Genomic DNA, 24,158 nt, shown 5'->3' on the forward strand with positions numbered 1-24,158 from the left:
TAGAAATTAGGAAAAGAAATGTATAGTTACCCTGTAGTCATCCATTTTCACCGAAAAAATGAGGATTATGCCGCTTGTTCATTCAGTAGAAAACAGGCGGATATTAAAGAAAATTTGTATTATGAAAATGACTATTTTGGAGCAAAATTCTCCTTTACAGTTACAAGTGCAGAAAGGCTCGATACTCTGACCTTTTCTGTCGAAAACGATGGAAAGACAAAAGACTATCTCCTACGGTTTAACCATTATCCACTGTTGACTGAGGTTTGGATTTTGGATGGTGATGAGACAGTTTATTATTCTGAAAATCCAGCCATTGCAAGTCCTTGCTATAAAGATCGAAACCCGTTTGCTTTTGATAAAGCCTTTCACAGTGAAAGTTTTGATCATCATTGGGGATACCAAGGAGAGTTAGGTTATAGTATCTCAGACTACCAAACAAGCTTTAAACTCTGGGCTCCAACAGCTACAGCAGTCCAGGTAGTCGTTTATGAAAATACAAGTAACGACGCGCCGATTTGGAAAACCTTTAATCTTGAGCGTGGGAATAGCTATTCATATAGTCATAAGTACAATACCATTGGTGTTTGGAGTGTAGACCTGGATGAAAATCTTGCAGGTAAAGCCTATCAGTATCAGATTGAGTTTCCGCACCACCAGACCTTGACACGCGACCCATACACTATCGCTACAAGCCCTGACGGAAAACGTTCAGTCATCCTTTCTCAGCAAGATAGACAGGTAGAAGGGTTCGAAGTCAAACATGGGACAGACGCTCCTTGGCGTTTGGAAAACCCATGTAAAGCCGTTATCTGTGAGATGCACATTCGCGATTTTACAAAATCACCGACATCTGGAGTTCCAGAAAACCTTCGAGGGACCTTCCTTGGGGCTGCCCAGACTGGAACAGTTAACCAGTATGGTCAAGCAACTGCCTTTGACTATATCAAAGAACTTGGCTGTAATTATGTTCAGCTCCAACCAATCTTTGATCGCCATAAGGAATACGACGAGGACGGGAATGTAACCTATAACTGGGGTTATGACCCTCAAAACTACAATGCGCCAGAACCAAGTTTCTCTAGCAATCCAGATGATCCAGGACAGGTTATTCGAGATCTCAAAGCCATGATTCAGGCTTATCATGATGCAGGAATCGGTGTCATTATGGATGTCGTTTACAACCATACCTTCTCAACAGTTGATGCACCTTTCCAAACAACTGTTCCTGATTATTACTATCGTATGAATCCAGATGGAACCTTCCAAAACGGAACAGGTGTTGGAAATGAAACCGCAAGCGAACACGAAATGTACCGCAAGTATATGATTGACTCACTCCTTTATTGGGTGAAAGAATACAATATTGACGGTTTCCGTTTTGACTTGATGGGAATTCACGATGTCAAAACCATGCAGGCGATTCGTTGGGCACTTGATGAAGTTGATCCTCGTATTCTCACTTATGGAGAAGGTTGGGATATGGGGACCGGTCTTGCGCCTTATGACAAGGCCAAGAAGGACAATGCCTACCAGATGCCAAATATTGGATTCTTCAATGATGATCAGCGTGATGCCATCAAAGGAGGAGAAGTTTATGGCTCCATCAAGGCAGGGTTTGTTAGTGGTGCAGCTACAGAACCAATCGTAGCCAAAGCTATTCTTGGTAGTCGAGAGTTGGGCTCATATCTTAGCCCAAACCAAGTCCTTAACTATGTGGAGGCCCATGATAATTACAACTTGCATGATTTATTGGTGACCCTTCATCCAAATCACAGTTCAGATAAGATTATGCGTCAGGTTGAGACGGCAACAGCGATGAGCATTCTCATGCAAGGAATGTCCTTTATAGAGATGGGGCAAGAATTTGGCCGCACTAAACTCCTTGCTACTGGTGAAAACGGGGAGCTGACTGCGGCAGATAGAGAACGTGCCATGAATAGTTACAATGCTCCAGATAGTGTCAACCAGGTCAACTGGGATTTAATCAATGAGAGACAAGAGAGCATTAACTTTATCCGTCAGATTATTCGCCTAAAAACACAGACCAGCGCCTTCTCTTATCCTACATATGATGAGGTCTATCGCCATGTCTTCGTCCATACAGCTGCTGAAAATAGTGGGTGGATTGTTTACGAAATTCACGGTGGACCAGAGCACTTATTGGTAGTCTTTAATGCGAAAGGGACTTCCTTCTACTTTGAGAATGCAGGAAATCTTGAAATGCTGGTGTCTAATAGTCGTTCTAAAGAATCAAATGTGATTGATGATACCAGTGTCGTAGTCTTAAAAGTACTCTCGTAAATTAATGTTCTGAAAAGGTTTAGATTAACTAGACCTTTTTTGATTTTTATTGAAAAACCAATATCTAATAGGAATAAAATTCAAATAATTTGAAGAATCAAGTTTGTGAAAAAAATATCAATATTTTCACAAAAAGGGTTGTAATTTTCTGAAAATTTGATAAAATAAGTTTTAATCATTTTCAGGAGGAAGAGAATTTGACAAATTATCAGAATTTAGTGAATGGAAAATGGAAATCATCAGAGAACAAGATTACGATCTATTCTCCTATCAATCAAGAAAAACTAGGTACAGTACCCGCTATGAGTCAGTCTGAAGTAGATGAGGCTATGAAAGCTGCGCGTGCAGCTCTCCCAGCATGGCGTGATTTAGCACCCGTTGAGCGTGCAGCCTATTTACATAAGACAGCAGATATTTTGGAACGTGATAAAGAAAAAATTGGTACAATTCTTGCCAAAGAGGTTGCAAAAGGGATTAAAGCAGCCATTGGAGAAGTAGTACGTACAGCAGATTTGATCCGTTTTGCTGCTAAGGAAGGTCTCCGTATTACTGGACAAGCAATGGAAGGTGGCGGTTTTGAAGCTGCAAGTAAAAACAAACTAGCCGTTGTCCGTCGTGAGCCAGTTGGAGTTGTCTTAGCTATCGCGCCATTTAACTACCCAGTCAACCTTTCTGGATCCAAGATTGCTCCGGCTTTGATTGCAGGGAATGTTGTTATGTTTAAGCCACCAACGCAAGGATCTATTTCTGGTCTCTTGCTAGCTAAAGCATTTGACGAAGCAGGAATCCCAGCAGGTGTCTTCAATACCATCACTGGACGAGGTTCTGAGATCGGAGACTACATCATTGAACACAAGGAAGTCAACTTCATTAACTTTACGGGTTCAACACCGATTGGTGAGCGTATTGGTCGTTTAGCTGGTATGCGCCCGATTATGCTTGAACTTGGTGGGAAAGATGCAGCAATCGTTTTAGAAGATGCAGATTTAGAGAATGCAGCCAATCAAATCGTGAGTGGTGCATTTAGCTACTCTGGTCAGCGTTGTACCGCTATTAAACGTGTCTTAGTTGTAGAAAGCGTAGCAGACAAGTTAGCCGAATTGCTCCAGGCTAAAGTCGCTAAGCTAACAGTCGGTGATCCATTTGACAATGCTGATATCACACCTGTTATTGACAATGCTTCAGCTGATTTCATCTGGGGATTGATCGAAGATGCACAAGAAAAAGGTGCTAAGGCTCTTACACCAATCAAGCGTGAAGGCAATCTTCTCTGGCCAGTGCTTTTTGACCAAGTTACAAGAGATATGAAAGTAGCCTGGGAAGAACCGTTTGGACCTGTTCTCCCAATTATCCGTGTCGCAGATGCGAATGAAGCAGTAGCAATTGCCAATGAATCTGAGTTTGGTCTTCAATCCTCTGTCTTTACAAATGACTTCAAGAAGGCGTTTGAAATTGCTGAAAAACTTGAAGTGGGAACCGTTCATATTAATAATAAAACACAACGTGGACCAGATAATTTCCCATTCCTTGGTATAAAAGGTTCTGGTGCAGGAGTACAAGGAATTAAATATAGTATCGAAGCGATGACAAATGTTAAATCCATTGTTTTTGATGTGAAATAATCTATAAAATCAGGAAAATAACTTCCTGGTTTTATTTTTTCAAAAAAATACAGTAGAAAATTGATAAAAAACGAATGTTTTGGTATTATAATAAAAAAATATATGGAAATTGTTTCGTGTTCTATTTCAGGATATATCATTTTTAAAATGCTCGGTAATTTTTTGAAGACTTTCATAAAAAAATATGATTTTCTTCGTAAATTACTTGAAAGTTATCTTAAAAGAGTGTATAATGAAAATATAGAAAACGCTTACAAAGAGAAAGGGGATTGGATGAATAATCAAGAAGCATTAAGAACCTTTACTACAGGTGAAAACTTTCACCTCCAGCATTATTTAGGAGCACATAGAGAGGAGAAAAACGGAGAAATTGGTTATACTTTTAGGGTTTGGGCCCCAAATGCACAAGCAGTTCATCTAGTTGGAGATTTTACTGATTGGGTTGAGAATCAGATTCCCATGGTTCGTAATGAAGCAGGTGTTTGGGAAGTCTTTACGACTCAAGCTCAGGAAGGTCAGATTTATAAATATCATATTACGCGTGCAAATGGTCACCAGATTATGAAGATTGATCCGTTGGCAGTTTATTTTGAAGCTAGACCGGGTACAGGAGCAGTTCTGACCAATATCCGTGAAAAGAAATGGAAAGATGGACTTTGGCTAGCGCGTCGCAAACGTCTGGGATTTTTCGATCGACCGGTTAATATATATGAGGTCCATGCAGGATCTTGGAAGAGAAATCTAGATGGTAGTCCCTATAGTTTTTCACAGCTGAAGGAAGAGTTGATTCCATACTTAGTTGAGATGAACTATACACATATTGAGTTCATGCCTTTAATGGCTCACCCACTTGGATTGAGCTGGGGCTATCAGCTTATGGGTTACTTTGCTTTTGAACATTCCTATGGTAGACCTGAGGAATTCCAGGATTTCGTTGAAGAGTGTCATATAAATAATATCGGTGTTATCGTAGACTGGGTTCCAGGTCATTTTACTATTAATGATGATGCCTTGGCATATTATGACGGTACACCAACTTTTGAATACCAAGATCACAACAAGGCTCATAACTATGGTTGGGGTGCTCTGAATTTTGACCTCGGAAAAAATGAGGTCCAGTCTTTCTTGATTTCAAGTATTAAATTCTGGATTGATTTTTACCACTTAGATGGTATTCGGGTTGATGCAGTGAGCAATATGCTGTATCTAGATTATGATAATGCTCCTTGGACTCCAAACAAAGATGGTGGAAACCTTAACTACGAAGGTTATTATTTCCTTCAACGGTTGAACACAGTGATTAAGTTAGCTCATCCAGATATCATGATGATTGCAGAAGAAAGTTCATCAGCGACAAAGATTACTGGTATGAAAGAAATGGGTGGCCTTGGATTTGACTATAAATGGAATATGGGCTGGATGAATGATATTCTCCGTTTCTACGAGGAAGATCCGATTTACCGCAAGTATGACTTTAATCTTGTGACTTTCAGCTTTATGTATGTTTTCAATGAAAACTATCTCCTACCTTTCTCACATGATGAAGTGGTTCATGGCAAGAAGAGTATGATGCATAAGATGTGGGGAGATCGCTATAACCAATTTGCCGGTTTGCGCAATCTTTACACCTATCAAATTTGCCACCCAGGTAAGAAATTGCTCTTTATGGGCAGTGAGTACGGGCAATTCTTAGAGTGGAAGTCTGAGGAGCAGTTGGAATGGTCTAATCTAGAAGATCCAATGAATGCGAAGATGAAGCATTTCACTTCTCAACTGAATCAATTCTATAAAGAACATCGCTGTCTTTGGGAAATTGATACTAGTTATGACGGCATTGAAATCATTGATGCGGATAATAGAGACCAGAGTGTTCTCTCCTTTATTCGTAAGGGAAAGAAGGACGAAATGTTAGTCTGTGTCTTTAATATGGCACCAGTTGAACGTAAAGACTTTACGATTGGGTTACCTGTTGCAGGTATTTACGAAGAAGTTTGGAATACAGAATTAGAAGAATGGGGAGGTGTGTGGAAAGAACACAATCAAACAGTTCAGACTCAAGAAGGCTTATGGAAAGATTACGAGCAGACTTTGACCTTCACCTTGCCTGCTATGGGAGCAAGCATTTGGAAGATCAAGCGTCGTTTGAAACCAGCTAAGAAAAAAGAATAGCAGGCTGTTGATTACAATTTTTAATATTTTAAAAACGGATGTACTTGTATTGGACTTGAAACACAAGAGAAATGGATTTCCTATTATTTTTATAAAAAGTTTGACTTCCGACCTTCTTTCGATTTTAACGTTCACATGTCTTTATAAAGGAGTAGAAAATGAAGAATGAAATGCTAGCTTTGATCCTTGCGGGTGGGCAAGGAACACGTCTCGGAAAACTCACTCAAAGCATTGCCAAACCGGCGGTGCAATTCGGTGGGCGCTACCGTATCATTGACTTTGCTCTTTCCAACTGTGCAAACTCTGGGATTCATAATGTTGGTGTTATTACGCAGTACCAACCTCTTGCTTTGAACAACCATATTGGGAATGGTTCTAGCTGGGGACTAGATGGTATTAACACAGGTGTTTCTATCCTTCAACCCTACTCTGCGAGTGAGGGAAACCGTTGGTTTGAAGGGACCAGTCACGCTATCTACCAAAATATCGACTACATTGATAGTATTAATCCTGAGTATGTTTTGATCCTTTCTGGTGACCATATCTACAAGATGGACTACGATGATATGCTCCAATCACATAAGGATAACAATGCCAGTCTGACTGTAGCTGTTCTAGACGTACCTCTAAAGGAAGCTAGCCGTTTTGGTATCATGAATACAGATGCCAATAACCGTATCGTTGAATTTGAAGAAAAACCTGCTCAACCTAAGTCTACAAAGGCTTCAATGGGGATTTATATTTTTGATTGGAAACGTCTCCGCAATATGCTTGTTGCTGCTGAAAAGAACAAGGTAGATATGTCAGACTTTGGTAAAAACGTTATTCCAAATTACCTTGAGTCTGGAGAAAGCGTCTATGCTTATGAATTCAAAGGCTACTGGAAAGACGTTGGTACTATCGAGTCTCTATGGGAAGCCAATATGGAATACATTGATCCAAACAACGCTTTGGATAGTCGTGATCGTCAGTGGAAAATCTACTCACGGAACTTGATTTCACCACCAAACTTTATTGGAAAACACGCTCATGTAGAAGATTCTTTAGTTGTGGATGGCTGTCTCGTGGATGGAACTGTTAAGCATTCTATTCTCTCAACAGAAGCGCAAGTACGTGAGGGTGCTGAAGTAGTAGACTCTGTAATCATGAGTGGTGCCATTATCGGAAAAGGTGCAAAAATTAAACGTGCCATTATTGGTGAGGGTGCTGTTATTTCTGAAGGTGTCGAAATTGATGGAACAGACGAAGTACAAGTAGTAGGATACAATGAAGTAGTGGGGGTAGCATCAGATGAAGATTGATAAATATTCAGCCATTTTAGGAAACACAGTTGGTTTTCATGATATGTCAACGTTAACAGAACACCGTCCGGTGGCTAGCTTGCCATTTGGAGCAAAATATCGTTTAATTGATTTCCCTCTTTCTAGCCTTGCAAATGCTGGTGTTCGTAGTGTCTTTGGAATTTTCCAACAAGACAATATCAGTTCAGTCTTTGACCACATTCGTTCAGGACGTGAGTGGGGCTTATCTACCCTTCTCAGCCACTACTATCTAGGTATTTATAATACGAGTGTTGAAAGTAGCACAGTTGGGAAAGAATATTACCAACAGCTTCTCACTTATTTGAAACGTTCAGGATCAAATCAGACGGTTGCACTTAACTGTGATATCGTGGTGAATATTGACCTCAATCAAGTATTCCATTTACATACTACTGCCGGTCGTCCGATTACAGTTGTTTATAAGAAATTACCTAAAAAGGATATTTCAGATGTTAATGCCATCTTGGAAGTGGATGAAACAGACCATGTTCTTTCTCATAAACTTTTTGATGCCAAATCAACAGATGAACTTTTCAACATGTCTACAGATATATTCGTCGTTGATACTCCGTGGTTGATTGAACGACTTGAAGAAGAAGTTCAAAAAGAATATCCAGAAAAATTACGCTATGTACTCCGCGATTTAGCTGTAAAAGAAGGTGCTTTTGCTTACGAATACACGGGCTATCTAGCCAATATTCACTCCGTTAAATCCTATTATCAAGCCAATATTGATATGTTGGAGTCTCAAAAATTCTACTCTCTCTTCTCACCTAACCAAAAGATTTATACCAAGGTTAAGAATGAAGAACCAACCTACTATGCGAATACTTCAAAAGTAAGTACTTCTCAGTTTGCTTCTGGTAGTATCATTGAGGGTGAAGTAGTTCAGTCAGTCCTATCTCGTAACATTTATGTTCACAAAGATAGTGTGGTGAAGGACAGCATTCTATTTCCTAGAGTTGTGATTGGTGAGGGTGCCCAAGTTGAATATGCTATCTTGGACAAGGGCGTTGAAGTTGCGGACGGTGTTGTCATTCGAGGAACGGCAGAACATCCAGTTGTAGTGAAGAAGGGTGAAACAGTAACAGAGGACATTTATTCATGAAAATTTTATTTGTAGCAGCAGAAGGAGCACCCTTTTCAAAAACAGGTGGTTTGGGCGATGTCATTGGCGCACTTCCTAAATCACTTGTAAAAGCGGGGCACGAAGTTGCAGTTTTCTTGCCTTATTATGATATGGTAGAAGCTAAGTTCGGCGACCAGATAGAGGATGTTCTCCACTTTGAAGTTAGTGTAGGATGGCGTAGACAGTACTGTGGTATTAAGAAAACGGTCTTGAATGGGGTTACCTTCTACTTCATTGATAATCAATATTATTTCTTCCGTGGCCATGTGTACGGTGATTTTGACGATGGTGAACGCTTTGCCTTTTTCCAACTGGCTGCTCTTGAAGCCATGGAACGCATCGGCTTTATTCCTGACCTTCTCCATGTTCATGATTACCACACAGCCATGATTCCCTTCTTGTTGAAAGAAAAGTATCATTGGATTCAAGCATATCAAGGAATCAGAACAGTTTTAACTATTCATAATTTGGAATTCCAAGGTCAATTTTCTGAAGGAATGTTGTGGGATTTGTTCGGTGTCGGCTTTGAACGCTATGCTGATGGCACCCTTCGCTGGAATGATTGTCTCAACTGGATGAAAGCAGGGATTCTCTACGCAGATCGTGTCTCAACCGTATCTCCTAGCTATGCGCACGAGATTATGACCAGTCAGTTCGGCTGCGGTTTGGACCAGATTCTTCGGATGGAGTCAGGTAAGGTTTCAGGTATTGTCAATGGTATTGACGCAGATCTTTATAATCCTCAAACAGACCCACTTTTAGATTATCATTTTGATAAGGAAGATTTGTCTGGAAAAGCACAAAATAAAGCAAAATTGCAAGAGAGAGTTGGGTTACCTGTCCGAGCAGATGTTCCTCTAGTTGGGATTGTCTCTCGTTTGACCCGTCAAAAAGGCTTTGATGTTGTTGTAGAGAGCTTGCATCGTTTCTTACAAGAGGACGTTCAAATAGTCCTTTTAGGAACAGGTGACCCGGCTTTTGAACATTCCTTCTCCTGGTTTGCGCAAGTCTATCCTGACAAACTATCAGCAAATATCACTTTTGACGTCAAGCTCGCTCAAGAAATTTATGCAGCTTGTGACCTCTTCCTCATGCCAAGTCGTTTTGAACCATGTGGCTTGTCACAAATGATGGCTATGCGCTATGGAACTCTACCATTGGTTCATGAAGTGGGTGGCTTGCGTGATACGGTTCAATCCTTCAATCCAATCGAAGGAACTGGTACTGGATTTAGCTTTGACAATTTAACACCTTACTGGCTTAACTGGAGTTTCCAAACAGCCTTGGATGTTTATAAGTACCAGCCGGACGTTTGGAAAAATCTACAAAAACAAGCTATGGAATGCGATTTCTCATGGGATACAGCCTGCAAATCTTACCTGGACTTGTACCATAGTTTAGTCAACTAATAGATAAAATCGTATGATTCTTTCATACGATTTTTGGGCTGTTTAGAAAAGAGGAGAACTGATGTCTCAAGTAAAAGGCTTGTGTGTCATGGATGTTGATGGCACCTTGATAGCAGAAGAGGTGATTGATCTTTTAGGAAGAGAAGCAGGTTGTGAAGCAGAAATTTCAGAGATTACGTATCAAGCAATGCGAGGAGATCTAGACTTTGAAAGGAGTTTGCGAGAAAGAGTCGCTTTGTTAAAAGGTCTACCCATTTCAGTTTTTGATACAGTTTCCAAATCTATTCATCTTTCCCAAAATGCTCAGGAATTTATTTCCATTCTCCAAAAGAATGACATTCTAGTTGGTCTCGTTTCAGGTGGATTTAGTCCGATTGTTGAGAGACTAGCAAAGTACCTAGGTATTTCCTATTTCACCGCCAACCAGTTAGAAGTCAAAGACGGCTTTTTAACAGGACGATTAGTTGGTGAAATTGTAACAGGTCAAGTGAAACAAGCTACTCTTGAGAAATGGAGAATGGAATTAGAAATTCCCAAAGAAAGAACGATTGCTATCGGTGATGGTGCCAATGACCTCTTGATGTTAAAGTCAGCAGGACGTGGTATTGCATTTTGTGCCAAAGAGGTCGTAAAAACAGAGATAGCTTGTCATATAGATACGAGGGATTTTTTGGAAGTTCTACCTTTGATTGATTTCTTAGAATGAGAGGGAACTATGAAAATTGTAATCGTACCCGATTCTTTTAAAGAAAATTTGACGGCAGAAGAGGTCGCTCAAGCTATGAAAAGAGGATTCCAAAAATCGATAGCAGATGTAGAATGTCTGCTTTGCCCTGTAGGTGATGGTGGGGAAGGAACTGTAGACGCTATCCGACATTCTCTTGAACTAGAAGAAAAATGGTTCCAAGTGACAGGACCTTTTGGCCAAAAAGAATCCATGCGCTACTTTCAAAAAGCCCAAATAGTGCTCTTTGAAGTTGCTGACTTGGTTGGTTTAGGAAAGATTCCGCAGGAGAAACGAAACCCTCTCCACATCCAAACCAGAGGTATCGGAGAGTTGATTCGTCATCTCGTTGATCAAGGGATGAAAGAAATCTATATCGGAGTTGGTGGTACGGCTAGTAATGACGGTGGAATAGGTATTGCTGCTGGTTTAGGGTATCACTTTTATGATAAGAATGGAAAAGAATTGCCAGCTTGTGGTCAGACTTTGCTTGAGTTCGAGTTAGTTTCAAATAGCAAGTTGTATAGGATTCCTGAAGATGTAAAAATTCGCATTTTAGCAGATGTCGTGAGCCCTCTATGTGGTCATCGAGGGGCAACTTATACATTTGGAAAACAAAAGGGCTTGGATCCTGCTTTGTTTGAAACAGTAGATTTGGCTATACAGCGGTTCTATGAAAAATTTTCACCATCAACCCTCTCTCTTAAAGGAGCAGGAGCCGGCGGTGGGATTGCTGCTGGGCTATGTGCTTTTGCTGAGGCCACTATCGTATCTGGGATTGACACTTGCTTAGATTTGATTGACTTTGACAAGAAGGTTACAGGGGCCGACTTGGTTATCGTTGGAGAAGGCAGACTGGACAGTCAAAGCTTTGTTGGAAAAGCTCCTATTGGTGTAGCAAAAAGAACTCCTGAAGGAGTTCCAGTTATCGCTATTTGTGGTAGTCTTTCCGAGGATTTACCTTCCCTACCATTCGAAAATATACAAGCAGCCTTTTCTATTTTAGAAAAAAGTGAACCTTTGGAAGACAGTCTGAAAAATGCAAGTCTCTATTTGGAGCATACAGCTACTAATATCGGTCATTTATTAAATATGAGGAGGGATTAGCCTAACCATTTTTTCCAGATTGATTTTTTAGGAGTTTCTGTCTTTTTCTCTTCCCAGAGGCTTGAAAAAGCAAGTCTAAGGTCTTTTTCTTCTATTTGAACAGGTTCGTTCGAATGGATAACTAAGCCTAAAGGAGAAGAAGTATGATTCTCTGATACAATCGTAGCTTGACTATTGGTTTTCTTAGCTTCCTTTAAGTAGAATACTTGTTTGTCAAACTCAATATTTGGCGAAATCTTCACAAAAAGAGTCTCTGTCTTTTCTTGAAAATGTTCCAAAATCGTTAAAAACCCCTTTTGTAGCTGAAGGCTATTGGCTGTCTCAACATCCGCATAGCCTAGAACTCTTTCCTCGAAAGTGCCGAGAAAACGACGTTGCTCATCCGGGTTTAATTTTGGCCCACCATGAGCCTTTTCTAGTAGTTGTTTTGATAAATCTGTCATAAAATTAGTATATCACAAAAGCTGTGAGAAAACAGACTAAAGAAAGCGATTACTTTATAAAGTTAAGGAAAATTTGCACAAAGATAACGTTTTTCCTTGAAAAAGGCGTGTATTTAAGGTATCATAGAGGAGTAAAAAATATAACTCAATAAGGAGAGTAAGAAATGTCAATTATTACTGATGTTTACGCTCGCGAAGTCCTAGACTCACGCGGTAACCCAACACTTGAAGTAGAAGTTTATACTGAATCAGGTGCTTTCGGACGTGGTATGGTTCCATCAGGAGCTTCTACTGGTGAACACGAAGCTGTAGAACTTCGCGACGGTGACAAATCTCGTTACGGTGGTCTTGGTACTCAAAAAGCAGTTGATAATGTAAACAACGTTATTGCTGAACACATCATCGGATTCGACGTACGTGATCAACAAGGTATTGACCGCGCAATGATCGCTCTTGACGGTACTCCTAACAAAGGTAAATTGGGAGCAAACGCAATCCTTGGTGTGTCTATCGCTGTAGCTCGTGCTGCTGCTGACTACCTTGAAATCCCACTTTACAGCTACCTTGGTGGATTCAACACTAAAGTTCTTCCAACTCCAATGATGAACATCATCAATGGTGGATCTCACTCAGATGCTCCAATCGCTTTCCAAGAATTCAAGATCGTACCTGCTGGTGCACCTACATTCAAAGAAGCTCTTCGTTGGGGTGCTGAAATCTTCCACGCTCTTAAGAAAATCCTTAAAGGTCGTGGTCTTGAAACAGCCGTTGGTGACGAAGGTGGATTTGCTCCTCGTTTCGACGGAACTGAAGATGGTGTAGAAACTATCATCGCTGCTATCGAAGCTGCTGGTTATGTTCCAGGTAAAGACGTATTTATCGGAATTGACTGTGCATCATCAGAATTCTACGATAAAGAACGCAAAGTTTACGATTACACTAAATTCGAAGGTGAAGGAGCTGCTGTCCGCACTGCTGCTGAACAAATCGACTACCTTGAAGAATTGGTAAACAAATACCCAATCATCACTATCGAAGATGGTATGGACGAAAACGACTGGGACGGTTGGAAAGCTCTTACTGAACGTCTTGGTGGTAAAGTTCAATTGATTGGTGACGACTTCTTCGTAACAAACACTGACTACCTTTCACGTGGTATCGAAGAAAAATGTGCTAACTCTATCCTTATCAAAGTTAACCAAATTGGTACTCTTACTGAAACATTCGATGCTATCGAAATGGCGAAAGAAGCTGGTTACACTGCCGTTGTATCACACCGTTCAGGTGAAACTGAAGATTCAACAATCGCTGACATCGCAGTTGCAACAAACGCAGGACAAATCAAGACTGGTTCACTTTCACGTACAGACCGTATCGCTAAATACAACCAATTGCTTCGTATCGAAGACCAACTTGGTGAAGTAGCTGAATACCGTGGATTGAAATCATTCTACAACCTTAAGAAATAATCTAATTTCTAGATTAGATGGCGTAAAGCCTTGATATTAAGCACTTTGGGGCGCTTTCCCTTAGTGCTTTTTATATTTTGATAACTTGAAAGTATTTACAAATAAAAATTTTTAGCATATAATTGTTTTTAGAAATAGGTGAAAAGGTACATATTATCTATTTTTACTAGGATAAAAATAGCATTGAACCGGTTTTAGAGCATATGAGAGAACTTGCTAGTAAAAATGGGAAAGATAGTAGAATGAAACTCAATAAAATACATGATGATATCGAATTGTTAGTTAACATTGAACACGTGCAGGTGACCTATATATTGAATATTTATATGAGTGAATTTGCGATTCAAAATAACTAAGGGATAGTTTTTTACTTATAGCTTGGATTAGTGGTAGTTTTATTGCACCATTTTATGAAAAAGACACAAAAGATCCCAAGGAAAGAAATTGAACAAGCTAAGAAGCATGAATTAAAAGATTTAAAAGAATTGGTTAGATAATGAAAAGTGGTACAAACAGTAGTAACTAGAAAGATGTTAGAGCTAAGCTTCTTAGCAAAGAAGAGGATTTAGAAAGTGATATGCGTATGGATATCATGAGCAAACTTATCGAGGATAGAAATGAAAATAGTATTAGTCAGAGGAAACTAGAGGAGCTTAGCGGAGTAAGCCAAATAGATATTGCAAGAATGGAAACTGGTAAGACTAGCTCACAACTTGATACTGTTTTAAAAGTGTTTGCAAGTCTTGGTAAAATATTGGCTGTTGTGCTGTTTAGAACACGAGCAAGTTTAGAAAGGTGAGGTGCTATTTTTGACTGCAGAAATTGGAATATTAAATAAAAATGGTGTTGTATTAGCTTCTGATAGTGCTGTAACCTTATCGGATGGAAAAAATTCAAAGGTTTTTAATAGTGCTCGAAAGTTGTTCACCTTGTCGAAAGAACATTCTATTGGAATCATGATATACGGAAATGCCTCATTTATGGAAATTCCTTGGGAAGTAATCCTAAATGAGTTTAAGAATACTATTGGAAAAAATACCTTAGAAAATACTGCTCAATATGTTGATGAATTAATAAGATTCTTAATTTCTTTTAAACACCTTCAAGTTGAGGAGTTATTAATAAATTATCTTGTCAGAAGTACAAAAAGTATTTTGGACAAAATTGCGTTTGAAGCACAAGAAACAGCAGATTCTAGAGTTTCTAATGGTGAAACAATATCCCAAGATGATTTTAATAATATCTTACTAGATAGTATTACTAATTTTAAATTAGAAATTTCTGAAATAAAAATAGAAGATGGTTTAGAATTTTTTGATGCTGAATTAGATATAATCAAGGAAATTGTAGAAGATTTTTTTCAAACTTTTCCACATACACCCAGTGAGGTTGAGATTATTTCTAAATCTTTATATAAAGCAATATTCATTGGATATGACTCATCAAACGTCACTGGACTAGTTATTGCAGGTTATGGGAGTAAAGAGATTTTTCCTTCCATTAGGCAAATTGAGCTGAATGGAATTTTTTCGCAGCGATTAATTTGGAGAGTTATTAATGAAAGCGAAATAAATCATCATAAAAATTGTCATATAATCCCCTTTGCACAGTCAGAGATGGTTGAAACAATTATGAATGGTATAGATCCTAACCTAAATGTATTTATAGCAGAACAAATATCATCTGTTATGGAAAAGAGGGGATTAGGTGATGAAATTGAGAAAATATTTGAAAATATATCATTTATACAACAAAGCTATTATATTAATCCTATAATAGATTTGATTGGAATGCAGCCACTTAATGAAATGGCTAGTACAGCTAAAACATTTATTGAATTAACTTCGTTTAAAAGAAAAATTGTCAATACTCTTGAAACAGTTGGAGGCCCAGTAGATGTACTTGCTATTTCTAAAGGAGAGGGTCCTGTTTGGATTGATAGAAAATACTATTTTGATATTGAAAAGAATATTGATTATAGGATGAGAAAGGAGAATTAATCATGGATTTCTTCAAACATTCATTTGATAATAAAAAAATGATCAATACAAAAATAAATACAGTAAGTTCTAAAAATAATGTTGGAAAAAGTTTTATTGATTTATATCGAGAAATGAAAGAAATACCTACTAATAAAACTCATCAATCAAAAGTTAGTACGTCATTGCCAAAAAATAGCACCTTGTGATGGGTACTATCCTTGCTTGCTGAATTTGTCAATTTTATTACCTTATTTTTTACCCTTTAAAAGTATCGCATCCTTTTCTACTTGGTTTATTAGTTAAAAGGAAGATTAAAAACAAGTGTAGTTTGATACTCTAAATAATAGGAAGATAACCTTAATAAATAATCGTTGATTTAACAACATTTCTAGCCCCTCGGATTTTTTCCGAAGGGCTTTTTTTCTATTCAGGGGGCAAAAAGGGGGCAGTGTTTATGGTATAATAGACAAAAACACTTGAATTAGAAAGAAATTATGTCTAAAGAGATTGATATTGAGTATTACCATCAACTAGCCTTGCAAAAGCAGAAAGAGCACCGCAAAGTGTTAGCTAACCTAAAGAAAAAGCCACCAAAAAATCTAGACAAGATTGCGCAGCAGATTCACCAAGAAGTCTTTGCTGAGATTGATTGCACCGCCTGTGCTAACTGTTGCAAGACTTTGGGGCCCGACTTTAAAGAAGCAGATATCACCCGTATCGCTAAGTACTTTAAGATGAAATTACCAGCCTTTGAAGCAGAGTTTTTACAGGTAGATGAAGACGGGGACAAGGTTTTCAAATCCATGCCTTGCCCCTTTCTAGGAGGAGATAATCTCTGTTCCATCTATGACGTTCGTCCCAAGGCTTGCCGTGAATTTCCCCATACAGACCGGAAAAAGATCCATCAAATCAACCATTTGACGATTAAGAATACCTTGACCTGCCCAGCAGCCTATCTCTTTGTTGAGAAATTAAAAGATAAGTTATAGATTTTACACCTTTAAATCTTGTACAAAGATTCTAGGGTGGAAGTATCTTGTATTTGTTAGAATATAGATAGAATTGAACATGGCCTAAAGCTGTGTGAAAAAGATGAAATTTTCTCGGAGCAGGAGCCCCTCCGTCAATTTTCCAATTTTCACTTTGTTTTTAACGGCCTTAGTATCTTTTATGAGGTGAAAAAGAATATGATGCATCAATTCAATCAAACCATGGATTATTTGGAGCAGCAGCTGACTGGCGAAGTGGATATGAAAAGATTTCAGCAGCTATCGGGCTATTCTTACCCGCTCTTTAGCAGGCTATTTTCTATCCTGGCAGATATGACATTAGCAGAATACTTGCGCAATCGCAGGTTATCAGAAGCTGTGACAGACTTGCGAGAAGGCTCTGAGAAAGTCATTGACATAGCACTGAAATATGGCTATGACTCTGCGGATGCTTTTAGCTCAGCCTTCAAGAAATTCCATGGGGCAACTCCCTCAGAAGTTCGAAATGGAAAACCTTATCGGGTCTTTCCTAGACTTCAATTATCCTTAAAAATCACAGGAGGAAAGACTATGGATATCAAGATTCAAAAGAAGCCTTCATTTACCGTGGCAGGTGTCCTATTGGAAGCTATTGACAATAGCCAATGCCCATCTGCTTGGGAACAACTCTATGAGAAACACAGCTTTGAAAATCTAGAAAGTCTGGGTAGTGGCCAATCCTTTGGTCTCTGCTCTGATGTCAAAGAAGGCGAAATCATCAACTATATGGCTGCTTATGATGTGACGGATAAAGTCAAAGCAGAAGAGCTAGGTCTATCAATCAAAGATATCCCAGTGGCTGAATATGCTATCGTCCCAGTCAAAGGTTCAGTACCAGCTAGCATTCACAATGCTTGGAAATATGTCTTGGAGGTCTTTTTCCCTGAAACAGGATATCGCCACTCAGGAGCGCCAGATTTCGAAGTCTATACTGAAGGTGACATGTCGTCACCTGACTATCAAATGGAACTCTGGATTCCGGTGATTAAGAACTAGATCATTTTCTGATTTTTTATAAAGATGCAAATCGAACTCTGTAGAAGATAGCTTTTACAGAGCTTTTCTTTGTTTGAATTTGGAATTTTCTAAGAATAACAATAAATCTGATTTTACTTAAATTTAAGTATAAGGAATTTTTAAGCATTTACTTGTATACTTTTCCAATCATCAAAGAAAGAGGTGTAAATATGAATTATCTAGTTATCCCAGCTTACGAACCTGACTACAATCTTATTAAATTGATTGAAAAGATTCACCATAGGAGCAATTTTTACATCATTGTCATTGATGATGGAAGTTCGGCAGAATGCCAAGACATTTTTGCTCGAGCGGAGGACTTTGCGACGGTGCTTCACCACCAGGGCAATCAAGGAAAAGGTCAAGCTCTGAAAACAGCTTTTGAGTACATTCAGTCTCTCAATAAACCAGGAACCGTGGTTACAGCAGACGCAGATGGACAGCACAGGATCTGGGACATTTTTCGTAGCTTGACCAAATCAAATGAAAATCCTAATACACTTGTTCTTGGTGTTCGTGCCTTTACTGGTAAGGTTCCCTTGCGTAGTCGCTTTGGAAATAGCTTGACTCGTATCTTGTTTAAACTGCAAACAGGTGTTGCTGTATCCGACACACAGACAGGATTACGTGCCTTTTCAACGGATCTGATTCCTTTTATGCTCAAGATAGAAGGACAACGGTATGAATACGAGATGAATATGCTCCTAGAAGCAAGCCAAGCCTACCCAATCTTAGAAGTTCCAATTGAAACGGTCTATATCAACGACAACCAAGCTTCTCACTTCAGACCTATTCGAGATGGTTTGATGATTTATAAAAATATTTTAAAGTTTGCGCTCTCGTCTTTTAGTAGTTTTATCGTAGATTATGTGGTCTACGCTCTCTCTATTCTATGCTTGAGCTTTATTCCGACAGGTTTGCGTGTCCTTCTCTCAAATGGTTTGGCACGTGTGACTAGTTCTGTATTTAACTTTTCTACCAACAAAAAATTGATCTTCAAGAACAAGGCGAGCAGTTTTAAAACAGGATCAGGCTATTTCGGACTAGCAGTTGGCCTCTTTATCTTAGACACCGTCCTGATTCGCCTCTTTAATTCAGGTCTTGGAGTCAATTTGCTGATTGCGAAGATACTTGTCGGAATCATGCTCTTTATTCTCTCTTGGACAGTTCAAACTCTCTATATTTTCAAAGAAAGGACTTGTAGCCCATTATGAAAGTTTTTAAGAAACCCTATCTATACGCCTCGGTCTTGGGCTTGCTCCTGACAAGCTCCTTTACCTATTCGATGTTGAAGACCTTTGTACTCGCTGAAACGATTTCCACTGTATCTAATACCGGCTCAATCTCTAACACCGCAGCAGCAAGTCAGGCAGCAAAAAATGCTCAAGTGACGGATACTAGCTATTCAGATGGAAATATCAGTGTCACCCTCACTGAAAAGACTGTGAATGAAACGCAGGTCTATGTGGCAGATATAACCCTCAGTTCATCGGATTATCTAAAAACAGCCCTAGCTCAAAACTCCTATGGCACCAATGTCACGGCTAAAACCTCTGTGACAGCTGCTGAAAACAATGCTATTTTAGCTGTCAACGGTGACTACTATGGAGCCAATAGCTCTGGTTATGTTATCCGTAATGGAGTTGTATATCGGGACAGTGTCCGTGAAGATACTAGTAACGGTGACCTTGCTATTTACAAGGACGGCTCCTTTAAAATCATCTACGAGGACCAAGTTTCAGCCGATCAGTTGGTTCAGGACGGTGTCGTCAATCTACTGGCATTTGGTCCGTCTCTAGTTGAGAATGGAGAAATATCTGTTGATACCAATACAGAAGTCGGTCAGGCCATGTCCTCGAATCCTCGTACAGCTATCGGGATTATCGATGAAAATCACTACATCATCGTCGTTTCGGATGGTCGTACCTCTGAAAGCAAAGGCTTATCACTTTACCAGATGGCAGAAGTGATGAAATCATACGGAGTGAAGACAGCCTATAACCTTGATGGTGGTGGATCCTCAACTCTCTACTTTAACGGTCAGGTAATCAATAAACCGACTACAGGTGGAAGCAAGATATCAGAAAGGGCGGTGAGTGATATTGTCTACATCGGTTACTAAAAACAAAAACAAACGTCTCAAAAAGACACTCGTAAGTTATAGTCTTCTCACTATTTTCTTCTTTGCATTTAGCCGTATCTACGAGTCCTTTAGTTTTGGGGAGACATCGCTTCATATGCACTATCTCTTTGCAGTTCCTCTACTAGGAGGCATCGTTCTGGCATTGTTGTTGAAAATCATGCCAAACGTAGGACGAATCAACCTAAACTTGTGGAACTCGGCAGTTGCAGTCCTAACAGCTGGAATGCTCTTTCGAGGTATTGTCAATCTATCAGGTCGTTCAACGACCTTAGACCAACCTTACTGGTATGTTGGCCTAGCATTTGCTATTTTGGCTATCGCCTCGCTTTTCTTTCATAAGAAGAATAGTCAAGAATTAGCTTAAAAATTGAAAACTGGATGTTGAGAGAAACAGCCAGTTTTCTTGTTGAAGTTCATGACTATAGATTACAAATACCCATATTTTTTGTTTGGATTTTATGGGGCATGAGAATAGTTTTCTCGGTATAATAGTCCCATAGAAGATAAGGAGGCAAGAATATGCAGATGTATTTTGGAGATGTGTCACTTTGCTACAGTTATTCATTGGCAATGGCACTCGACGCCTATGGTTATGACTTTAAAGCAGAGTTTTTAGAGGCAATTATGGTGATGGGAAATGGTGCTAGTATCGTAAAGGAAGATGAGCAGCACCCTCTAGTATTCTTTGATAACGGAATGCCAGATCTTTCCATCACCCATTCCTTAAAAATACTAGGGTTTGACTATGAGGATTTCTATGTAAAAGATGGAGCAGAAGTAGATTTGGAAGAGGTTAAAAGAAAGTTGGAAACCTTTCTGTCCAATGGGCCTGTCGTACTGGGACCTCTTGATATGGGGCATCTGACTTACAATCCCAATAACACAATCCTTTATGGTGTAGATCACTTTGTAACAGTTTATGCTGTTGATGGGCAGTATCTCTATTTGCATGATCCAGCCGGTTTTGCCTGTATGAAGGTTGCTTTTAATGATATTTTAGAAGCTTGGAAAGCGAAGGCTATTGACTATAAGCGTGGAGCCTACTCCATGTGGGGAAATTTTAAGAAGGTCAAGAATCCTAGTCAAACTCAAATCTATCAAGAAACGGCAAGAATTATGAGGGACAGATATCTGGATGGACAAAGTAATGTCTTGGAATTCTATGCAAAAGCAGTTGCTGAACATGGCTTAAATACGGAGCAAAAGCAATTGCATCAGTATTTCAGCTTTAAACTTGCTGCTGTTCGAAATCTCTATCTCAGTAAATTCTTAAAAGACCATGATCCCGAAGGGGCAAGATTAAAAGAAGAATTGGCTACTCTATTTGGTCAAGCCCACTTTTCATGTTTAAAAGAAGATTACCAAGAACTAGCCCACTTGCTCTATCAGATAGCTGAAGCGGACCGTCGCTTTAGAGGTTTATATGTAAAGTAGTGACTATAAGCATAAAATAACTAGTCAGTAAAAGCAGTTTTTCGTAAAGAACTGCTTTTTGATTATGGTATAATGAAGTGAGGAAATAGCATATCCAACTAAAAAATGAAGGGAGAACTCCTATGCCTAGACCAAGAACGAAAGAAGAATTAGTGTTAGCCTCTAAGGAAAACTATGAAAAGCTCAATCACTTTATATCTAAATTAAGTGAAGAGGAACTACAGACTCCTTTTGATTTTTCAAAAGACCAAAAGAAAAAAGAAGCTCACTGGAAAAGAGATAAAAATCTAAGAGATGTTCTGATCCATCTCTATGAATGGCATCAGTTACTTTTGACCTGGGTACATTCCAATCAAAAGGGTCATGAAAGACCTTTTCTCCCGGAACCTTATAATTGGAAAACTTATGGGGAAATGAATGTCGCTTTTTGGAAGATGCACCAGAGAACGTCCTTAGAAGAAGCAACCAAACTCCTCAATCAATCGCATGAAGAGGTTTTAGAGTTGATGGAAGGCTTCAGCAATGACGAATTGTTCACAAAAGGTGTCTATAAGTGGACGGGAGGAACAAGTCTAGGCTCCTACTTTGTGAGTGCCACTTCCAGTCACTATGATTGGGCTCTGAAAAAACTCAAAGCTCATCAGCGAAATTGTAAGAATAGCTAGTTGAAGTGCTATTGAAATTTACCAAAGGTTCTTCTAAGCTTCGAATAGCTTCATTCTCGTGATTTTGAGCTATTCTGGCTTTAGAATCCTTCAAAAATTAAAATTTAAGGTTATCATAGACTTAGAATAGACCTAAAACATTTATTTTAATGTAATTCTAAGTTTAGAATTACAATGATATTAAAGTAATAGAGCTGTTCGATGCTTAGAATGTCTTGATTCTGAGAAATCTTGACTAGAAAATGCCTCGAATGGCTTTTTTCTGATATAGGTTGATAGATAGATGGGTGAGATGATGAACACACAAAAAGAGAAAGTTAGAAAAGAGTTGGTGTCCCTTTGTTTGGGAGAGTTCACAGCCGTCCTATCCTTTTGGTTGTGTTTTTTCCTTTTGAAAAATCGACTTGCTGATTGGAAGAGTCTAGTCACTATTCTCTATCCTTTGTCTTTACTGACATTTATTTTGCTTCAAGGTTCAATCTATTGGGCAATTTTGATTAGAAGACTGTCGAATCCCCAGTTCGGAAGTGGAAGTGTTCCCAAACTATATGTTGGTTTCAGAATACTAGACCTTGTTTTACTTATTTCAGGCTTTCCTTTTATAGTCTGGAACACCCAGAGTGTCCAAGTGACTATTATAGCCACACTAATACAGCTTTTTGCCCTTATCGAATGGGTAAATTATTTCCTCCTACGCTTATCCTATAGTCTGAACCCACTTGTTTTATGGAAACGAATTACCAAGGGAAAACTTGAAAAAAGCAGAATAGCCAAGGAGTTGGGGTAAGGGAGAATAAAGAGGTTACCCATTCGTTTTGTAATATGCTATAATTAATCTATCAAATTTTTTGAATAACTACTTGAAGTGAGATAGATATGCAAATAAACTACAATAGAAAACAGAAATCAGATATTGTTATTTCTAAACCGTCAGCCATTGAAGTAGGAAAATACTTGAAAACGTGGAAAAATCTTAAAAATTATCAGTTGCAAGAAGATGCTTTAGATAAATTATTTTTTGAGCTTTTACCAATATTTTTTCAGTTTATCCAGTTGCAGAACATATTCTAAGTCTTAAAATTGATGAGAGGTTGAGACAAGGTGATGTAACTTTAGTCAAGGAAATTCAAAATGTTACTATTAATGGAGTCACTAGAAAGTTTTATTCTTTTTCTACCAAATACTGTTCTCATCATAATCCTAACGAATACCCTATTTATGATAGCTATGTAGAAAAGGTATTAAAATATTTTAGAAAAACAGATAAATTTTTCAACCTTAAGAATGCAGACCTAAAAGATTATCAAGAATTTAAAAATATAATTATTGCTTTTAGAGAATACTACGGATTAGAAGAATTTAATCTTAAAGAGATTGATCAGTATTTATGGCAGTTGGGAAAAGAATATTTCCCTAATAAATACTAGTAACTTGTTCTCACATAGAAAGGAAAACTTCAAATTGCCCTACAAATTTTTACTTTTCGACCTTGACCATACCTTGCTTGATTTCGATACTGCTGAGGATGTGGCTCTGACGCAACTTCTAAAAGAAGAAGGAGTTGCGGATATTCAAGCCTACAAAGACTATTACGTTCCCATGAACAATGCTCTCTGGAAGGACTTGGAGCAAAAGAAAATTAGTAAACAAGAGCTGGTCAACACGCGCTTTTCTCGTTTATTTGCCTATTTCGGACAGGAAAAAGACGGTATGTTACTTGCCCAGCGTTATCAATTTTACTTAGCCCAACAGGGGCAAACTCTTTCGGGTGCTCATGAACTCTTGGACAGCCTCATCGAGAGAGATTATGAGCTATACGCTGCGACAAATGGGATTACTGCCATTCAGACAGGACGTTTGGCTCAATCAGGTCTGGCTCCCTATTTCAACCAAGTCTTTATCTCCGAGCAACTGCAAACACAAAAGCCTGATGCACTATTCTATGAAAAAATCGGTCAGCAGATTGAAGGCTTCATCAAAGAAAAGGCGCTGATGATTGGAGATTCTCTAACCGCCGATATCCAAGGTGGCAATAATGCTGGTATTGATACTATCTGGTACAATCCCCATCATCTGGAAAATAATACACAAGCCCAGCCGACTTATGAAGCTCATTCTTACCAAGACTTGCTGGATTGTTTGGATAAACTGTAAAAAGTGGTTTCAATAGCCACTTTTTGCTATAATAGAA

Annotated in this window: 21 protein-coding genes and 3 pseudogenes; 23 read left to right on the forward strand and 1 reads right to left on the reverse strand. The window is 38.8% G+C overall.

Annotation, left to right across the window (positions count from 1 at the left end):
* Positions 1-18 precede the first annotated feature (18 nt).
* The 8 genes from pulA to EKB01_RS02430 all read left to right on the forward strand — a co-directional run bounded on the left by pulA (position 19) and on the right by EKB01_RS02430 (position 11,786).
* On the forward strand, positions 19-2,304 hold the full coding sequence (gene pulA, locus EKB01_RS02395; protein WP_167265574.1) for a type I pullulanase: 2,286 nt from the start codon (positions 19-21) through the stop codon (positions 2,302-2,304).
* Between the two features lie 197 nt (positions 2,305-2,501).
* Positions 2,502-3,926 carry an NADP-dependent glyceraldehyde-3-phosphate dehydrogenase gene (locus EKB01_RS02400; protein WP_167265576.1) on the forward strand — a complete coding sequence of 475 codons (1,425 nt, stop codon included), beginning with the start codon at positions 2,502-2,504 and terminating at the stop codon, positions 3,924-3,926.
* A gap of 273 nt (positions 3,927-4,199) precedes the next feature.
* A complete protein-coding gene (gene glgB / locus EKB01_RS02405) occupies positions 4,200-6,095 on the forward strand; it encodes a 1,4-alpha-glucan branching protein GlgB (protein ID WP_084873134.1) in 1,896 nt (631 codons plus the stop codon).
* Between the two features lie 158 nt (positions 6,096-6,253).
* Positions 6,254-7,396 (forward strand): glucose-1-phosphate adenylyltransferase, encoded by a 1,143-nt coding sequence (locus tag EKB01_RS02410; RefSeq protein ID WP_000787257.1) that lies wholly within the window; start codon positions 6,254-6,256, stop codon positions 7,394-7,396.
* Positions 7,386-8,525 carry a glucose-1-phosphate adenylyltransferase subunit GlgD gene (gene glgD / locus EKB01_RS02415; protein WP_084854310.1) on the forward strand — a complete coding sequence of 380 codons (1,140 nt, stop codon included), beginning with the start codon at positions 7,386-7,388 and terminating at the stop codon, positions 8,523-8,525. The genes EKB01_RS02410 and glgD overlap by 11 nt, the downstream gene beginning before the upstream one ends.
* Positions 8,522-9,955, forward strand: coding sequence for a glycogen synthase GlgA (gene glgA / locus EKB01_RS02420; protein WP_000697276.1), 1,434 nt, complete (start codon positions 8,522-8,524; stop codon positions 9,953-9,955). The genes glgD and glgA overlap by 4 nt, the downstream gene beginning before the upstream one ends.
* Positions 9,956-10,016: 61 nt before the next feature.
* Entirely contained in the window at positions 10,017-10,661 is a 645-nt protein-coding gene (serB, locus tag EKB01_RS02425) for a phosphoserine phosphatase SerB (RefSeq protein ID WP_167265578.1), read from the forward strand.
* A gap of 9 nt (positions 10,662-10,670) precedes the next feature.
* Positions 10,671-11,786 carry a glycerate kinase gene (locus EKB01_RS02430; protein WP_000706608.1) on the forward strand — a complete coding sequence of 372 codons (1,116 nt, stop codon included), beginning with the start codon at positions 10,671-10,673 and terminating at the stop codon, positions 11,784-11,786.
* On the opposite strand, the gene EKB01_RS02435 is transcribed toward EKB01_RS02430, so the two are convergent.
* The gene (locus EKB01_RS02435) at positions 11,783-12,229 is read right to left on the reverse strand and encodes a DUF1694 domain-containing protein (protein WP_000131084.1); all 447 of its coding nucleotides are present in this window, start codon (positions 12,227-12,229) and stop codon (positions 11,783-11,785) included. The two genes, EKB01_RS02430 and EKB01_RS02435, sit on opposite strands and share 4 nt — an antisense overlap.
* A gap of 164 nt (positions 12,230-12,393) precedes the next feature.
* On the opposite strand from EKB01_RS02435, the gene eno reads away from it, so the two are divergent.
* The 15 genes and pseudogenes from eno to EKB01_RS02510 all read left to right on the forward strand — a co-directional run bounded on the left by eno (position 12,394) and on the right by EKB01_RS02510 (position 24,121).
* Positions 12,394-13,698, forward strand: coding sequence for a surface-displayed alpha-enolase (eno, locus tag EKB01_RS02440; RefSeq protein WP_048790537.1), 1,305 nt, complete (start codon positions 12,394-12,396; stop codon positions 13,696-13,698).
* A 203-nt stretch (positions 13,699-13,901) separates the two neighbouring features.
* A pseudogene (locus EKB01_RS02445) lies at positions 13,902-14,217 on the forward strand (type II toxin-antitoxin system RelE/ParE family toxin).
* Positions 14,195-14,497 (forward strand): annotated as a pseudogene (locus EKB01_RS02450) (helix-turn-helix domain-containing protein). Before EKB01_RS02445 ends, EKB01_RS02450 begins: the two co-directional pseudogenes overlap by 23 nt.
* Positions 14,498-14,507: 10 nt before the next feature.
* Positions 14,508-15,698, forward strand: a complete 1,191-nt coding sequence (locus tag EKB01_RS02455; RefSeq protein WP_109290213.1) for a hypothetical protein — start codon at positions 14,508-14,510, stop codon at positions 15,696-15,698.
* Between the two features lie 2 nt (positions 15,699-15,700).
* Positions 15,701-15,886, forward strand: coding sequence for a hypothetical protein (locus EKB01_RS02460; RefSeq protein ID WP_109290043.1), 186 nt, complete (start codon positions 15,701-15,703; stop codon positions 15,884-15,886).
* Between the two features lie 288 nt (positions 15,887-16,174).
* Positions 16,175-16,669 (forward strand): YkgJ family cysteine cluster protein, encoded by a 495-nt coding sequence (locus EKB01_RS02465; protein ID WP_000031476.1) that lies wholly within the window; start codon positions 16,175-16,177, stop codon positions 16,667-16,669.
* 198 nt (positions 16,670-16,867) lie between these two features.
* On the forward strand, positions 16,868-17,704 hold the full coding sequence (locus tag EKB01_RS02470; RefSeq protein WP_045617166.1) for an AraC family transcriptional regulator: 837 nt from the start codon (positions 16,868-16,870) through the stop codon (positions 17,702-17,704).
* Positions 17,705-17,895: 191 nt separating this feature from the next.
* Complete coding sequence (locus tag EKB01_RS02475; protein ID WP_167265579.1) at positions 17,896-18,939, forward strand: bifunctional glycosyltransferase family 2/GtrA family protein; 1,044 nt, start codon at positions 17,896-17,898, stop codon at positions 18,937-18,939.
* Entirely contained in the window at positions 18,936-19,847 is a 912-nt protein-coding gene (locus EKB01_RS02480) for a phosphodiester glycosidase family protein (RefSeq protein ID WP_109290041.1), read from the forward strand. The genes EKB01_RS02475 and EKB01_RS02480 overlap by 4 nt, the downstream gene beginning before the upstream one ends.
* Positions 19,822-20,232, forward strand: coding sequence for a hypothetical protein (locus tag EKB01_RS02485; RefSeq protein ID WP_109290040.1), 411 nt, complete (start codon positions 19,822-19,824; stop codon positions 20,230-20,232). Before EKB01_RS02480 ends, EKB01_RS02485 begins: the two co-directional genes overlap by 26 nt.
* Positions 20,233-20,387: 155 nt before the next feature.
* Positions 20,388-21,302, forward strand: coding sequence for a peptidase (locus EKB01_RS02490; RefSeq protein WP_167265581.1), 915 nt, complete (start codon positions 20,388-20,390; stop codon positions 21,300-21,302).
* Positions 21,303-21,424: 122 nt separating this feature from the next.
* Positions 21,425-21,967, forward strand: a complete 543-nt coding sequence (locus EKB01_RS02495; protein ID WP_167265583.1) for a ClbS/DfsB family four-helix bundle protein — start codon at positions 21,425-21,427, stop codon at positions 21,965-21,967.
* Between the two features lie 283 nt (positions 21,968-22,250).
* Complete coding sequence (locus EKB01_RS02500; RefSeq protein ID WP_167265585.1) at positions 22,251-22,754, forward strand: hypothetical protein; 504 nt, start codon at positions 22,251-22,253, stop codon at positions 22,752-22,754.
* An 89-nt stretch (positions 22,755-22,843) separates the two neighbouring features.
* A pseudogene (locus tag EKB01_RS09370) lies at positions 22,844-23,394 on the forward strand (hypothetical protein).
* 34 nt (positions 23,395-23,428) lie between these two features.
* Complete coding sequence (locus EKB01_RS02510; RefSeq protein ID WP_167265587.1) at positions 23,429-24,121, forward strand: YjjG family noncanonical pyrimidine nucleotidase; 693 nt, start codon at positions 23,429-23,431, stop codon at positions 24,119-24,121.
* The last annotated feature ends 37 nt before the right edge of the window (positions 24,122-24,158 follow it).

It is taken from the genome of Streptococcus sp. CCUG 71758, from assembly GCF_011714815.1.
In the GTDB taxonomy this organism is placed as follows: Bacteria; Bacillota; Bacilli; order Lactobacillales; family Streptococcaceae; genus Streptococcus; species Streptococcus halitosis.